This is a genomic window from Agrobacterium sp. NPDC089420 (assembly GCF_044900305.1).
Taxonomy (GTDB): Bacteria; Pseudomonadota; Alphaproteobacteria; order Rhizobiales; family Rhizobiaceae; genus Agrobacterium.
Genome location: NZ_JBJDMY010000009.1, coordinates 18,525 through 33,468 on the forward strand (window position 1 = coordinate 18,525; position 14,944 = coordinate 33,468).

Consider the following 14,944-nt stretch of genomic DNA (forward strand, 5'->3'; position numbering starts at 1 on the left):
ATGGTGCCGGCCGTCTTTTCATTTCCGACGGGAGAAAGTCAGTTGCGTGCCTTCAGATAGGCTTCGACATAGGGCGCGGCATCGGGCACGCGCTTGAGAAAATCGTCCCAAAGCGGCTTGGCGCGTTCAATGAGGGCGGCCTTCAGCTCCGGAGAAGGCGATGCGACGGCAATGCCCTTTTCCTTCAGGGTGGCAAGCTTGGTCTCGTCCTCGGCGCGGCTGACCAGCCAGAACTCGCCTTCCAGCTTTTTCGATGCCTGTTCGATCGCCGCCTGATTTTCCGGCGACAGCGCATTCCAGGCATCGAGGTTGACGGTGACGATGTTGGAAGAGGCCTGCCAGTTGAAGGTGCTCATGTTTTTCATGAATTCCCAGAAAGCGCCGTCGACGCCGGATGAGGAGGAGGTCGTGACGCCATTGATGGTGCCTGCGGCAAGCGACGGCACGACTTCGCCCCACGGCATCTGGACGGGAAGGGCGCCAAGCGCGTGGAAGAAATTGTGGCCGTTCGCATCGACGACGCGGATTTTCAGGCCGCTGATGTCCTCGATTTTCTCGATCGGCTTCGGCGCATAAACGGCCTGTCCGGGCCAGGGCACCATATAGAGCAGCTTCTGGTTCATCGAGGTCGCGACTTCCTCGATCTTCGGACGGAAGAATTTATGCAGCAGCGCAAGGTCCGGCATCGTCGGGGCGAGATAGGGCAGCGTTTCGACCCCAAGCACCGGCGCTTCCCCGACCTGCTGGCTCATCAGAATATCGGCTACGGGCACGATGCCGTCGCGCACGGCGGTCATGCCTTCCGGCCCCTTGATGCCCAGCGCGCCGCCGGAATGCACGGTGATGGCGACTTCGCCATTGGTTACCGTCTTTACCGTTTCGGCAAATTTTATCGCGTTCTTGGTGTGAAAATTACCCTCCGGCCATACGACCGACATGTCCCATTCCGTTTCCGCAACCGCGGTATTTGCGAAGCCGGCGATCGCCAAAGCTAGGCCGGCGAGAAGTGCGTTTTTCATTGTCGTGATCCCCTCACTTATTGTTTCCGGCTCGCCCCGTTTCGGTGGCAGGACGGCGCGGGTTATTTTCGGTATACAGCACGTACTCCGAATGATGGGGACTATATGGGCGTTTTTTGAGCGGTGCAATAAGGTGATTAATCTTTGTTCGATTTTGACTGCATTCCCTGGCTCGCCGGCCTTCGCGCGCGGCTGTCGGCCAGGCGCGTGTCTGCGCAAGTCCGCACGAAACGGCGATTGTCAGTGGAACTGGCGGGATGTCGGCGGGGGGGGATTTCAGCCTGCGGCGCCATCGGACAGGCAGTGCCGGCGTCAGGGTGAAGGGACGACCGCGGCATCGCCCGGCAAGGCGCTTCCGTCGCGTGTCGCCGGGCATGGATCAGGTTGCGGAGCGGCCGCGCGTTTGCGCCGCTCCGGGGATCCCGGGCGGAAACTCAGATCGCCGTTGCAAGACGGGTTTGGATGTAGATCTCGCGCAGTTTCTTCGAGACCGGGCCGGGTTTGCCGTTGCCGATCATCGCGTCGTCGATCCTGACAACGGATGTCGCGAAATTTGTCGCCGATGTGATGAAGGCTTCGGCGGCGTCTTTTGCCTCGCTTACCGTAAAGGCCCGTTGTTCGACGGCAATGCCGACACTTTGCGCAAGCTCGAGAATGCTTCCCCGGGTAATGCCGTGCAGAAGCGCGTTGGAGAGTTCGCGCGTGACCAGCGTGCCGTCCTTTTTAACGATATGCGCGTTGGCGGCGCTGCCTTCGGTCACGAAGCCATCCTCCACCAGCCAGGCATCGTCGGCGCCGCGTTTGAGCGCCTCCATCTTGGCCATGGACGGATAGAGAAGCTGCACCGTCTTGATGTCGCGTCGTTCCCAGCGCCAGTCGGGCAGGGTGGCGATGGCGATGCCGGTTTCCGTGCGTGGATTGTTCAGAACGGGTTTTGCCTGGGTGAACAGGACGATGGTCGGCGTGGCGCTGGCGGGAAAGACGAAATCGCGATCCGCCACCCCGCGGGAGATCTGCAAATAGATCAGTCCCTCTTCCACATTGTTCAGGCGGACGATCTCGCGGTGAACGGCCAGCAGTTCCTCGGCCGGAAGCGGGCAGCTCAGGCCGAGTTCGGAAAGCGAGCGCTGAAGGCGGGCGCTGTGGCCGGCATAATCGATCAGCTTTCCGCCAATGACGGCAGTGACCTCATAGATGGCGTCGGCGAACAGAAATCCGCGATCGAAAACGGAAACCCTGGCGTCGGCTTCGGCAAGCCAGTCGCCGTTCAGATAAACAGTGCGTGTCAATGGAATGTCCCCGGATCAGGAGTTTGGTGTTGCGAAAGGAGCAAATTGCAGCCCGTGTCGGGCGAGCGATGCGCGAAGGGCTCGCGCCATCTCCACGGCGCCCGGCGTGTCGCCATGGACGCAGATGGTAGCGGCTTCCACGGGCAGCTTTTGTCCGCCCGTCGTCGGGATTATCCCGTCGCAGACCATGGACAGAACCTGGTCCACGCTCTGGTTGGGATCGTGGATTACCGCGCCGGATATCTGCCGGGAGGTGAGCATTCCCGCATCGTCATAGGTGCGGTCGGCATAGACCTCGCAGGCAACGCGCAACCCGGCCTTTTCGGCGGCTTTCATGGTTTCCGAATAGGGCAGGGTAATGAATATCAGCGACGGGTCCACGGCCTTGATGGCCCGAGCGCAGACCTTTGCAAGATCCATATCGACGGCGGCCATGTTGCCCAGTGCGCCGTGGGTTTTCACATGCGTCATCGGCCAGGAAAGTGCTGCCGCCATGCCCTGCATCGCCGCGATCTGATAGATCAGCTGGGCTTCCACGTCCTCGGGACGCTCGCCGGAAATGCGGCGGCGGCCGAAACCGTAAATATCCATGAAAGACGGATGGGCGCCGACCGCGATGCCCCTTGCCTTGGCGGCCAGAATGGTGTCGCGCATCACGACCGGATCGCCGGCATGAAAACCGCAGGCGATGTTGGCCGTGGTGATGAGCTCCATCATGGCCTCGTCCTCGCCCATCGTCCAGGCGCCGAAGCTTTCTCCCATGTCGCAGTTCAGATCGATCGTCGCCATCCGTTTCCCCGCGGGCCGCGAAATGCCCGTTCCTGTCCCTCATGCGTGCCGCCATGGTTGTCCGGCGGCGCATGTTCATTGCATCTTTTCATTGACATACAATTGGTATACTGAAATAGCAAGGAAGGATTGGCAGGAGAATCGAATTCGCATGCGTGGACGCGAGGGAGTATAATTCATGGGCGACAAATTTCCCCGCATTCTTGCCTGCGGCGACAGCGCCCTGTCCATTGAGCTTGCCGACACCATCGATGAGGCGGTAAACAAGCGTATCATCGCGCTTGCCGAAAATCTCGCTGCAATGCCGGTGGAGGGCATCGAGGAATTGGTGCCGACCTATCGGTCCCTGATGGTCATCTACGATCCGTCCGTCATTCGCGGCCAGGCGCTTTGCCAGGAACTGAACCAGCGCCTGATAAAGCTGACGGTGGCGAAAGCGTCTGCGAGACGGTTCGACGTGCCGGTGGTTTATGGCGGACCGGTTGGGCTGGACCTGCAGGAACTGGCCGACATGAAAGGATTGACGCCTGCCGCCTTGATCGAGCTGCATGCTTCCGCGGAATATCGCGTCTACATGATCGGCTTCGCGCCGGGTTTTGCCTATCTTGGCGGATTGCCCGAACCATTGCATACGCCGCGCCTTGCCACGCCGCGCCAGAGGATCGAGGCGAGCGCGATCGGGATCGGCGGCAAGCAGGCGAGCATCAATTCCGTGCCGGGGCCGAGCGGATGGCGCTTTATCGGCCGCACGCCGCTGCGGCTGTTCGATCCGGATCGTCCCGAGCCGTTTTTGTTGCGGGCGGGAGATCGGGTCCGTTTTCGGCCCGTAAGCGAAGACGAAGGCGCAGAGCTCGACCGGGCCGTTGCCTCCGGCCAGCCCGTTGCGGAGGCCCGGCTGGCATGAGTTTTCTCGTCGTTGAGCAGATCGGGCCGATGGCCACCGTCCAGGATCTTGGCCGCAAGGGGTTGCACCACGCTGGCGTTTCCAGCTCCGGCCCGATGGATATACCGTCTTTCCGGATCGCCAACGCACTTGTCGGCAATGGCGAGAACAGTGCGGCGATCGAATTTGCCGGCACCGGCGGCAGCTTTTCCGTTGTGAAGCCTGTCCGGATCGCCGTGACGGGGGGCGGCGTCGATATCCGTCTCGGAAAACAGAGGCTGTTGCCCTGGGAGAGCTATGTTTTGCTGCCCGGCGACGTGCTTGCCATCGGGGCCTTGCGCGATTGCGTGTGGGGATATCTTGCCATATCCGGCGGTGTGGATGTTGTGCCGGTACTCGGCTCGCGCGCCACACATGTGCGAACGGGTCTCGGCGGTCATGAGGGGCGCCGTTTGCAGGCGGGTGACCGTCTGCCGCTCGGTGACGCCAGCGCCGGCGCAAATCTGGCGCTTCGGCAGCCCTGGAGGCGTTCCGGCGGCCCCATTCGCATCGTTTCCGGGCCGCAGGACGATTATTTCTCCGTGGAGACCCGCCGGGCGTTTCTGAAGGCCTCGTTTGTGGTGTCGCCGGCCCGCGATCGCATGGCGCAGATGCTGGACGGGCACGTCGTCCATGCCGAAGGCGCCCACGATATCGTCTCCGACGGCACCTGTGCGGGATCGATTCAGGTGCCTGCATCGGGCCGGCCCATCGTACTGATGGCGGAACGTCAGACGACGGGCGGTTATCCGAAAATCGCCACGGTCGCCACGGTCGATTTGCCCCGGCTGGCCCAGATACCCAGCGGGCGAACGGTCTGTTTCGCAAGCATTTCGCAGGAAAATGCAGAAGAGCTTCTGATAGCCGAGCGTTCGGCTTTGCGCCAACGCCTCGCAACTCTGGTCGAAAAACCGGAAACCTATGATGTTTCAGGAGGGTTGCCATCATGAATCAGCCGCTTGCCAAGCAGGCTTATGGAAAGATCATAGAGATGATCCTGTCCGGTGCGCTGACACCGGGCGATGCTTTGCAGGAAGCGAAGCTGGGCGAATTGCTGGATATGTCCCGCACGCCGGTGCGTGAGGCGATCAAACGGATCGAGGCGGAGGGACTGGCCACGCAAGAAGGGCGCTTTCTCAAGATTCGCCGGCTGCGGGCGGAGGAGGTCGAGGAGATTTTCTTCCTGCGCCAGGTTCTGGAGACCCATTGTGCCAGGCAGGCGGCCGCAGCGGTCCTGCCGGAGCTCGACGAGCTGGAAGTCCGGATCCATCACTTGCAGCAAAACGGCCCCGGGGAAGAGGATGAGCAGCGCCGCGTGGACGATGCTTTCCACCGTACGCTCGCCCTTGCCACCGGCAGCGGCATGATGGTGAGCACGATCGAGGATTTACGCCGCCGAACCTGCATGTTCGACCATGCCCAGGTGCCGGATCGGTTTTTGAAAAGCTGCGAGGAACATCTGGAGATGATTGCCGCCCTGCGCGCCGGCGATGGCGAAAGAGCCGGCGCACTCATGGCCCGGCACATATTGCACGCGCGCGACGCCATCCTTGAAAAACTGGAACGATTTCCCGAAAGGAGCAGGCAAGCATGAGGTGCCTTATTGTCCAGCCGATCCATGCCGATGGTCTGGCCCTTCTGCGTGAGGCCGGTGTCGAGCCGGTCCTGTCTCCCAAGCCGGATATGGAGACCGTAGCGGCACTGATCCCGGGTTGCGATGCCGTCATCACCCGGGATGCGGGTTTGTCGGCTGCCGCCATTGCCGCCAGCGACCGGTTGCGGGCGATCGTCGTGCATGGCGCTGGCCATGATGCGGTCGACAAGGAGGCGGCGACGGCGAAAGGCATTCTCGTCTGCAACACGCCGGGTGCCAATGCCCGGTCGGTATCCGAGCTGGCGCTCGGCCTTGCCCTTGCCGCCGCAAGGCGTATTCCCGCTGCCGACCGCAGCGAAAGGGCCGGGGTCCACGGCTTTCGCGAAATGGAGAGTTTCTGCGAACTTTCCGGCAAGACGGCGCTTATCGTCGGCTGGGGCGCCACCGGTGCCGGGCTTGGCCGGATGCTGAGGTCTGCCCTCGACATGCGCGTGCTGGTCTATTCGCCGCGCGTTGCCGATCTCGATGGTTTCGAACGGGCCGTGCGCCTTGAGGACGGGCTGGGGCAGGCGGATCTGGTGTCCCTGCACACGCCGCTTCGTCCGGAAACACGCGGCCTGTTCGGAGACGAGGCCATCGCAGCGGTCAAACCGGGCGCGATCCTTGTCAACACGGCACGGGCGGGGCTGGTGGATGAGGCGGCGCTTGCCCGGGCCATCGAAACCGGGCGCATTTCGGCGGCGGGTCTCGATGTCTATTCGCATGGAGCGCCGACGGGGCCTCTTGCCGCCACCGGCAGGGTTATTTTTACACCGCATCTTGGCGGCACGACGCTGGAAGCGCTGCGCCGCGTCGCCGTCGGCGCCGCACGACATGTTCTGACGGCGCTTTCGGGAGAACGGCCCGTCACCGCTCTTAACGCACCGCAGGGGATCCCGGCATGATGGACACCCTGATCGAAGCGACGGTCGATCGCCTGCTGGACCGCATCAATGCCATTTCGGCCGGGGGACCCGGTTTTACCCGGCCGTCCTACAGCGCGCTGGAAAGCGAGGCGCATCAGGTGGTCGCCGAGGAGTGCGAAGCGCTCGGCCTTGCCGTCACGCGCGATGCCGCGTTGAACCTGTTTGCCCGCCTGCCTGGCAAAGACCGGCAGGCCACGCCGCTTTATATCGGTTCGCACCTCGACACGGTGCCGATGGGCGGGGCCTATGACGGCACGGCGGGTGTGGTTGGTGCCATGGCGCTTGTGACCGCTTTTGCAAAAAGCGGCGAGGCGCCGCCGGCCGATATCGTCGTCGCCGTCACGCGAGCGGAGGAAAGCGTCTGGTTTCCGGTTTCCTATATCGGGTCGCGTGCCGCGCTCGGCCGGCTGACGGCGCCGGAAATGCAGGCGCAGCGCGCCGATAGCGGGCGAACGCTTGCCGATCACATGCGCGAACTCGGCGGCGATCCCGACGCTGTTCTGCACGGGCCGGGATTGCCGCCGGCGCGTTTTGTGGAATTGCACATCGAACAGGGGCCGGTTCTTCACAATGCCGGCGAGGCTTTCGGCATCGTTCACGGTGTGCGCGGCGGCCTGCGCTATCGTGAGGCGAGGATCGAAGGGGTCTGGGCACATTCCGGCGGCGCACCCCGAGAGGCGCGCTCGGATGCCGTTTTCGCGCTCGCCGATCTTGTCGTTGCCATGGATAGGGCCTGGGAAAGGCTGCTGGCGGAAGGGCACGACCTTGCCGTCACCTTTGGCCGGGTCGACGCGGCAAGCCCGGAGCATGCCTTCGCCAAGGTGCCGGGCAGGGTGGATTTCTGCATCGATATCCGCAGCGACGACGATGCGGTTCTGGACAAAGCAGACGGGATTTTCCGCCGGGAGATCGATAGCGTCGAGAAACGCAGGGGCGTGCGCGTCATTACCGGCGTCCAGTCGCGCAGCAAGCCGACCCGGCTTTCCGCCGGTCTCGGCCGCGACATAGCGGCCGCGGCGGGGCAAATCGGCCTTTCACCTAGGCGGATGCTGTCGGGCGGAGGGCACGATGCGGCGGCTTTCGCACAGGCGGGGTGGGAATCGGTGATGGTCTTTCTGCGGAACTGGAACGGCAGCCACAATCCGGACGAGGCCATGGATCACGCCGATCTGGCGCATGCCGTCAGCGTCCTGCAACGCACCTGGTCGGCACGGTGAAGGGGAAAGAGCATGAGTGAAAAGGAAACTTTGACCCAGCAGGCCTATACGGATGTCAAGCAGCGCATTCTGGAGGGCAAGTTCAAGGCGGGCGATGTCCTGACGGAGCGGGCGCTGGCGCTCGAATCCGGTATCTCCCGCACGCCGCTGCGGGCGGCGATTTCCCGGCTTGAGAAAGAAGGCGTCATTTCCCGTCTGGCCAACGGCGCGCTGATGGTTCGACCCGTCACGGTGGAGCAACTGCTGGAAATCGTGCAGATACGGCGATTGCTGGAAAGCTCGGCGGCCGCACGCGCTGCCGGGCGGCCCTTTACCGAAGCGCTCGAACAATCGCGGCACATCATGCAGGCTTATGCCGACGGCAGGAACGTGGCCTTCGACCATTTCTGGCTGGACGACGATCAGTTTCACGAGGCCGTCGCCGCTGCCGCCGGACTTGAGCTCCTGCCCGCCATGCTGACGGAAATGCGCAGCATTGCAAGGCGTTGCACCATAACCCGTACCCATGACCGTTTCGCCGAGCAGGCGCGGGAACATATCGCGGTCATCGATGCCATCCGGGCGCAGGATCCGCCGCGGGCCGCCGCTGCCATGGAAGCGCATTTCGAAAGTGTCAAAAGCCGTTTCCTGGGGTGGCTGGGCCGCTCCTGAGATCAGCGCCGGCAAGCTTCCTGTTTCTTCATCCCGGTCTTCAGAAGCTTTGTCGGCTTCGTAAACCAGGCCCAGCGCCACGAGGTGGACAGTTTCATGCATGAATTCGCCGACCTAAGAGGGTGTGACGCCTCTTTTGCGAAAGAGGAATTTGCCGGAAGGCAAAACCGTGCACGCGCCGCCATCCGGAACGCGGGCCATGAGGCGCTGGTCGTCACCGGCCCGGAAAACATCTACTGGCTGACAGGGCGGCAGACGGCCGGCTATTTCGCGTTTCAGGCGCTGATCATGCCGGTGGAGGGAGAGCCGACACTCCTTGTCCGGCAGCTGGAACTGGCGGGTTCCGTCGCCAATACCTGGCTGGAGGACATCGTCGCCTATCGCGATGGGGAAGACCCGGCGGCGGTACTCGCGCATCTGCTGAAAGAGCGGCGCATCCCGCGGCCGGCGATCGAACTGGATGGCTGGTTCGTGTCTCCCCTACTTGCGGCGAGAATAGCCGAACGAATGGGCGTCGTATCGATGCCGGACGGCTCTTCCATTCTTTCGCCGCTGCGGACGATAAAATCCGCGGCTGAGCTTGCCGCCATACGGCTGGCTGCGGGTTACACCGAAGCGGGTCTGGCCGCGGGTATTGCCGCCTGCGCCGCCGGAACCGATGAGAATGCGATTGCCGCGGCCATGCTGGACGCCGCGACGCGGGCGGGTTCCGAAGTCATGGCCATGGAGCCGCTGGTGTCCTCCGGCCCGCGCAGCGGTTTGCCCCATATGACCTGGAGACGCCGCAAGCTGGAGGATGGCGATGCGGTTTTTCTGGAACTGGCCGCCTGCCATGCGCGCTACCATGCCGCCCTGATGCGCTCCGTCTGGATCGGATCGCCGCCGATCGAAGCCCGGCGGATGATGGATTGCGCCTTGAAGGCGCTCGATGCGGCGCTTGCCGCCATTCGGCCCGGCGTTTCGTGCGCCGAACCACATGCGGCCGCGCAGCGGGTGATCGACGCGGCAGGCTACACCGCCGCTTTCCGCAAGCGCATCGGTTATTCGATGGGCGTCGCCTTCGCGCCGGACTGGGGGGAAGGAGCGCTTCTCAACCTGTTTACCGGCTCCGACACGGTGATCGAGCCCGGCATGGTGTTTCACCTGCCGGCCACCCTGCGCAGCTACGGCGTCTGGACGGTTGGCGCATCCGAAACGGTCATCGTGACGGCGACGGGCGCAGAGCCTCTCTCCACCCTGCCACGCAACCTGACCATCCGCTGAAGGGCCGCTTTGGCCATTATCTTTGTGAAAACACGAAAGGAATTCGACATGCGTTCACTTTTTCATCTGGCCTACCACGTTACCGATCTGGACGAATCCCGCCGTTTTTACGGCGGCGTTCTTGGCTGTGAGGAAGGCCGCTCCACGGAGAGCTGGGTGGATTTCGATTTCTTCGGCCACCAGATATCGCTGCATCTCGGCAAGCCGTTTGAGGTGACGCGCACCGGCAAAGTGGGTGATCATATGGTGATGATGCCGCATCTTGGCGTCGTGCTGCCGCTCGATGACTGGTTTGCGCTGTCAAAGCGTCTTCAGGACGCCGGTGTGGCCTTCGACATCCCGCCGGTCGTGCGTTTCGAAGGCGAACCCGGCGAACAGCGCACCATGTTTTTCTTCGATCCGAGCGGCAATCCGATCGAGGTGAAGGGGTTCAAGGATTTCGACGGCGTTTTTGCGCACTAGAACGCCCTACCTCTTTGTTCTTGCGCATTTCGAGGACGTGGAGCCGCACCGCGCTTTTGCGGGATATGTTGGAGATTAAAGAGCAAAGGGGCGGCTGTTGGCCGCCCCCGATTGTTCAGGCGCCGGCATGCCGGCGGCGAGATTGCGGGCGCCATTACCACCAGTAGCTGGGCGAGCGCGTCAGAAGCTCGTTGCTGTCACGTCCGATGATGAGAATATCCTCATAGAAGGCGGCGCCGACACCGTCGAGCGCGAGGAAGGATTCGATGCCGAACACCATGTTTTCCTCGGCGATGTCATCGGCCTGCGACATGCTGGTGGAAATTCGCGGCTGTTCGAAACCGAGGCCGATGCTGTGGCCATAAAAGGGAAAATTCTTCATGATGGCAGATACCGAGCCGCCAAACGCCGCCGTCAGACGGTCGCCCTCGGCAGCAATTTCGAGCAATCGCACGCCGGGCCGTATCATGTCGGAAAGACGGTGAACGATGTCGGCGGCGGCTTCGATCAGCCGGCGCTGCTCCGCTGACGGCTGGCCGCGAACGCCGGTCCGGCCGGGGTCGAGATAATAGCCCTGGAAAAATGCGGCGTGGATGGTGCCGGTGACGATGTCGCCGGGCTTCGGCGTGTCGGCGCTATAACCGGTCAGGGGGAAACGCTGGTCGAAGCCCAGAGTTTCGCCATGGTTGCAGCCGATCGTTTGCAGGCGGCCGCCGCGCCTTATCACCTCGCGGGCCGCCTCTGCCGCTGCTTCCTGTTCGGAAAGACCGCCGGTCAGACCTTCCATCAGCCGGTTCAGCCCGGCCGTCGCGCCTTCGCCCGCAATCCGGTAACAATCCAGTTCCTTCGGACTTTTAATGCGTCGAACGGAGCGGATCAGATCGTCTTCGGCTATCCATTCTATGTCGGGCGCGTCTTCCTGCAATTGCCGGTAATATTTGACCGGGATGAAATGTGTTCCGACGATGGCGACGCGCCCTTTGACGCCCCTCTCCACCAGCGCTTTTGCCACGCTTCTGAAAGGATGGCTGGAACATCGCGTATCGCGTATCGACACGAGATCGGCGCGCACTTCCGGTTCGTCGATATGCAACTGCGGTTCGTGCCCCTGCTGCAAAATGATTCCGGAAAAGGATCGGGCGCTCCAGATCAGCGAATCCATGCCGCCGCTGATGGCGTAGTGATTGGAGAGATAAAGAATATCGCCGCAATTATCCGTGGTGCCGCCGCCTCTGCCGAAGACCACTGCGGTTTCGTAGCCGCGGTGGCGCATTTCCTGCAACGCCCGCTGCCAACGGGTTTCATATTCCTCTGTCGCAAAATACCGGCTCACGCATTCCACTCCGTTATCTGCCGTTTCGCAGCGCAGCCTTCGTGCTTGAAGATCGTAACGCGCATGGCGAATTTGGGCAGGATTTCCTTCGATATCCAACCCTCCCGAGGCAAGCCGCCAGTGCGGCGCGCGACCGGAGGATCATTGCCCATCATATTGGGTACACCAAAAGTATCCCGCCATTGATGGCAGCGCAAGTGGGTGCCGCAAAATGCATCTATGATTTAATTTTGTGCAATCGATGCATAATTTATGGCTCTATCGTCTAATATTTTTGCATTAAATACTTGAAAATCATTATTGAATTCCGTTGGTATACTGAATATAAATTGTCTGGCCCGAGCGGCATGAGTGCGAGACGTCTCTCGCAGGCCGCCGCTCTTTCCAGTTTCAGCATTCTTTCCAACGGTGTCCGATGACTGAATATGCACAGAACTTGTCGGCGGGTCATGGCGCAGCCTATCGGATGCTGGCCGGGCAGGTCGCCATCGTCACAAATTCGCACGGAAACCAGGTCGTGGATACGTGGGCCGTTGCATCGGCCGACCCGAGCGAGATCAGTTCCATGGACCATACGCGTTCTGTCAACAGCAGCATCTTCATCGAAAACGGCATGGCCATCGTCAGCAACCGCAGGAAGGCCATGCTCACTCTGGTGAGCGATAGCGCCGCCTTGCGGCATGACACGTTGCTTTGCCCATGCAATGCCGATCTTTATCAGCAATTGGGCTGTAAGGGCTTTCACCGAAGCTGTTGCGGAAATTTCCATGAAGCGCTTGCGGCAGAGGGCATTGCGGTCGCCCATACGCCGGCGTCTCTCAACCTGTTCATGAATGTGGCGGTCAATGCCGATGGCAGCCTCGACCGGCGCCCGCCGGCTTCCGTCGCGGGTGACCATGTGGCGCTGCGGGCCGAGATGGACCTGCTGCTGGTGCTGTCGGCCTGTCCGCAGGATATCACCGAGATCAACGGCGCCGACCGCACGCCAAGGGATGTGGCGGTCCGGATTGCCGATGCATTGACGGAGACAACGCCATGACCGGTCCGGTTTTGAACCTGCGGGATATCCGCAAGAGCTTCGGGGAAAACGAGGTTCTGAAAGGCGTGTCGCTCAGTGTCGAAGCCGGCGAGGTGGTGTCCATCATCGGTGCGAGCGGTTCGGGCAAGAGCACGTTCCTGCGCTCGATAAACGGTCTCGAGATGCCGCAGTCGGGCTATCTCGATTTCGAGGATCTGTCTTTCGATTTCCACCCTGAATCGCGGTTCTTCCCGACCTCGGCGCAGTTGCAGGCCCTGCGCGCCCGCGTCGGCATGGTGTTTCAGAGTTACAATCTCTGGCCGCACATGACGGTTCTGGAAAACGTCATTCATGCCCCGGTCCGGCTGCTGAAACTGCGCAAGACACAGGCGGTCGAGGAGGCGGAAGCCCTGCTTTCGCGCATCGGCCTCTATGAAAAACGCCATAGCTACCCGGCCCGCCTTTCCGGCGGCCAACAGCAGCGCGTGGCCATTGCCCGGGCGCTGGCGATGAAACCGCGCCTCATGCTTTTCGACGAGGTAACCTCCGCGCTCGATCCGGAGCTGGTTCACGAGGTGCTGGTGCTGATGGCGTCGCTTGCCGCCGACGGAATGACCATGCTGCTGGTCACCCATGAAATTGCCTTTGCCCGCGACGTTTCATCCCGCGTGCTGTTTTTCGACAAGGGGGTCATCGCCGAAGCCGGCGCGCCCGACATTCTGCGCAATCCGCAAAGCGATCGCCTGCGGCAGTTCCTGCACCGCATTTTGCATGACCAGCTTGCCCCCGGCGGCACAGCAGATACCGCCGGGAAGGAGTGACCGCGATGGCGAATTTCATTGACGAAGTGCAGCTTTACGGCCCGGGATTTCTGCTGGCTGCATGGACGGTGTTCTGGCTGACGATCCTGACGATTGTCGTCAGCTGGGGTTGCGGCCTGCTTGCCGCCCTCAGCCATCGTTCGTCGTGGCGCGGGGTGCGTGCCGCATCGGCCTTCTATGTCTGGTTCGTTCGCGGCACGCCCACGCTGATCCAGGTCTTCATCATCTATTTCGGCCTGCCGCAATTCGGCGTGAAGCTTTCGCCCTTCACCGCCGGTGTGCTGGCGCTCGGTGTCAATAGCGGCGCCTATGTCGCGGAAATTATCCGGGGAGGCCTGTCCGCCATCCCGCGCGGGCAGACGGAATCGGCACTGGCCCTGGGGTTCAGCCCGGCGGAAACCATGCGCGGCATCATCCTGCCGCAGGTGTTCCGGATCATTCTGCCCTCGATCACCAATGAAGCCATTTCAACGCTGAAGAATACATCCCTGCTATCGACGATCACCGTGGTGGAGCTGACGCTTTATGCCCAGACGCTGATTGCCGCAACATTCAGGCCTTTCGAGTTCTACATTGCCGTGGCCGTGATCTATCTCCTGCTCACGACCGTGCTGACGCAGCTCGCGGCCTTGCTGGAGCGCCGTTACGCCCTTTCAAGCTGACGTCGCGAAGGCCCTGTCGACTGCGGGTGACACATGCCGCCCGCCGGATGAGAAGATGCAAAATCAACAAAGGGAACGAGCCATGAAATTCAGAACCATCGCATTTGCCGCCGCGGCCATCGCCGCGCTTGTCGCCAGGACACCCGTGTCCGCGGCCGACCTCGAACTGCTGGAGCCGGGAAAGCTCCAGGTGGCGACGGAAGGAACCTTCTCGCCGTTCAGCATGCGCGCGCCGGACGGAACGCTCGACGGGCTGGAAATCCGCGTGATGAAGGAGGTGGCGAAGCGCCTCAACCTCACCTATACGCCCGTCCTGATCAAGTGGGACTCCCTGCTGGTGGGCCTGCAGGCCGATCAGTACGATATCATCAGCGCCTCCATGGATATTACGGCAGAGCGGCAGAAGCGCGTGACCTTTGCCAATGGCTGGCTGGAATCTGGCGGCCGCATCGTGGTCCAGAAGGGATCGGCCATCAAAAGCGCGGACGATCTCAAGGGAAAGACCGTCGGTGCGCTGGTCTCTTCCACCTTTGCGAAAATCGCAGAGGAAAAGGGCGCAGTCGTGAAAGGTTACAAGGCGGAATCGGATGCGATGCAGGATCTCGTCAATGGCAATATCGACGCGACCATCACCGATGCGATTGCCGGCGCCTGGGCCATCAAGAATTCCGGCCTTCCCCTGGAAATGACGCCGGATTTCGTCAGCCACGTTCAAAAGGGCTTCGCCATCAAAAAAGGCAAACCTGAGCTGGTGACGGCGGTAAACAAGGCGCTTGCCGAAATCGTCGCGGACGGAACCTATGCGAAGATGACGGTGGACCTCATCGGTTTCGATCCCGCGCCGAAAGATCCGATCAAGAGTGTCAAATAGACTTTGCATAAAAGATTTTTGCGATTTGCGCTGCGTAACCTGATGGTTATTGCAGCGCATTTGGCCAA

At 61.8% G+C, this 14,944-nt stretch carries 16 protein-coding genes; 12 read left to right on the forward strand and 4 right to left on the reverse strand.

Annotation, left to right across the window (positions count from 1 at the left end):
* Positions 1-38: 38 nt before the first annotated feature.
* The 3 genes from ACI2KA_RS15240 to ACI2KA_RS15250 form a co-directional block, all read right to left on the reverse strand.
* Positions 39-1,019: a TRAP transporter substrate-binding protein gene (locus ACI2KA_RS15240; protein WP_404503310.1), complete on the reverse strand. Its 981-nt coding sequence runs from the start codon at positions 1,017-1,019 to the stop codon at positions 39-41.
* Positions 1,020-1,453: 434 nt separating this feature from the next.
* On the reverse strand, positions 1,454-2,308 hold the full coding sequence (locus tag ACI2KA_RS15245) for a D-amino-acid transaminase (RefSeq protein ID WP_404503311.1): 855 nt from the start codon (positions 2,306-2,308) through the stop codon (positions 1,454-1,456).
* Between the two features lie 15 nt (positions 2,309-2,323).
* A complete protein-coding gene (locus ACI2KA_RS15250) occupies positions 2,324-3,097 on the reverse strand; it encodes a LamB/YcsF family protein (protein ID WP_404503312.1) in 774 nt (257 codons plus the stop codon).
* 178 nt (positions 3,098-3,275) lie between these two features.
* Between ACI2KA_RS15250 and pxpB the strand changes: the two genes are divergently transcribed.
* From pxpB to ACI2KA_RS15290, 8 genes are all read left to right on the forward strand, one after another.
* On the forward strand, positions 3,276-4,001 hold the full coding sequence (pxpB, locus tag ACI2KA_RS15255; RefSeq protein WP_404503313.1) for a 5-oxoprolinase subunit PxpB: 726 nt from the start codon (positions 3,276-3,278) through the stop codon (positions 3,999-4,001).
* On the forward strand, positions 3,998-4,969 hold the full coding sequence (locus ACI2KA_RS15260; protein ID WP_404503314.1) for a biotin-dependent carboxyltransferase family protein: 972 nt from the start codon (positions 3,998-4,000) through the stop codon (positions 4,967-4,969). The genes pxpB and ACI2KA_RS15260 overlap by 4 nt, the downstream gene beginning before the upstream one ends.
* Positions 4,966-5,613, forward strand: coding sequence for a GntR family transcriptional regulator (locus tag ACI2KA_RS15265; protein ID WP_404503315.1), 648 nt, complete (start codon positions 4,966-4,968; stop codon positions 5,611-5,613). Before ACI2KA_RS15260 ends, ACI2KA_RS15265 begins: the two co-directional genes overlap by 4 nt.
* The gene (locus ACI2KA_RS15270; protein ID WP_404503316.1) at positions 5,610-6,557 is read left to right on the forward strand and encodes an NAD(P)-dependent oxidoreductase; all 948 of its coding nucleotides are present in this window, start codon (positions 5,610-5,612) and stop codon (positions 6,555-6,557) included. The genes ACI2KA_RS15265 and ACI2KA_RS15270 overlap by 4 nt, the downstream gene beginning before the upstream one ends.
* Complete coding sequence (locus ACI2KA_RS15275; protein WP_404503317.1) at positions 6,554-7,795, forward strand: Zn-dependent hydrolase; 1,242 nt, start codon at positions 6,554-6,556, stop codon at positions 7,793-7,795. The genes ACI2KA_RS15270 and ACI2KA_RS15275 overlap by 4 nt, the downstream gene beginning before the upstream one ends.
* A 12-nt stretch (positions 7,796-7,807) precedes the next feature.
* Entirely contained in the window at positions 7,808-8,446 is a 639-nt protein-coding gene (locus ACI2KA_RS15280) for a GntR family transcriptional regulator (protein ID WP_404503318.1), read from the forward strand.
* Positions 8,447-8,542: 96 nt separating this feature from the next.
* Entirely contained in the window at positions 8,543-9,709 is a 1,167-nt protein-coding gene (locus ACI2KA_RS15285; protein WP_404503319.1) for a M24 family metallopeptidase, read from the forward strand.
* Positions 9,710-9,757: 48 nt separating this feature from the next.
* Positions 9,758-10,171 (forward strand): VOC family protein, encoded by a 414-nt coding sequence (locus tag ACI2KA_RS15290; RefSeq protein WP_404503320.1) that lies wholly within the window; start codon positions 9,758-9,760, stop codon positions 10,169-10,171.
* Positions 10,172-10,325: 154 nt separating this feature from the next.
* Here ACI2KA_RS15290 and ACI2KA_RS15295 read toward each other — a convergent pair whose 3' ends face one another.
* The gene (locus ACI2KA_RS15295) at positions 10,326-11,504 is read right to left on the reverse strand and encodes a M24 family metallopeptidase (protein ID WP_404503321.1); all 1,179 of its coding nucleotides are present in this window, start codon (positions 11,502-11,504) and stop codon (positions 10,326-10,328) included.
* 415 nt (positions 11,505-11,919) lie between these two features.
* On the opposite strand from ACI2KA_RS15295, the gene ACI2KA_RS15300 reads away from it, so the two are divergent.
* The 4 genes from ACI2KA_RS15300 to ACI2KA_RS15315 all read left to right on the forward strand — a co-directional run bounded on the left by ACI2KA_RS15300 (position 11,920) and on the right by ACI2KA_RS15315 (position 14,876).
* Entirely contained in the window at positions 11,920-12,543 is a 624-nt protein-coding gene (locus ACI2KA_RS15300; RefSeq protein ID WP_404503322.1) for a DUF1989 domain-containing protein, read from the forward strand.
* The gene (locus ACI2KA_RS15305; RefSeq protein ID WP_404503323.1) at positions 12,540-13,343 is read left to right on the forward strand and encodes an amino acid ABC transporter ATP-binding protein; all 804 of its coding nucleotides are present in this window, start codon (positions 12,540-12,542) and stop codon (positions 13,341-13,343) included. The genes ACI2KA_RS15300 and ACI2KA_RS15305 overlap by 4 nt, the downstream gene beginning before the upstream one ends.
* 5 nt (positions 13,344-13,348) lie before the next feature.
* Positions 13,349-14,005 carry an amino acid ABC transporter permease gene (locus tag ACI2KA_RS15310; RefSeq protein ID WP_404503324.1) on the forward strand — a complete coding sequence of 219 codons (657 nt, stop codon included), beginning with the start codon at positions 13,349-13,351 and terminating at the stop codon, positions 14,003-14,005.
* An 82-nt stretch (positions 14,006-14,087) separates the two neighbouring features.
* Positions 14,088-14,876, forward strand: a complete 789-nt coding sequence (locus ACI2KA_RS15315; RefSeq protein WP_404503325.1) for a transporter substrate-binding domain-containing protein — start codon at positions 14,088-14,090, stop codon at positions 14,874-14,876.
* Positions 14,877-14,944: the final 68 nt, after the last annotated feature.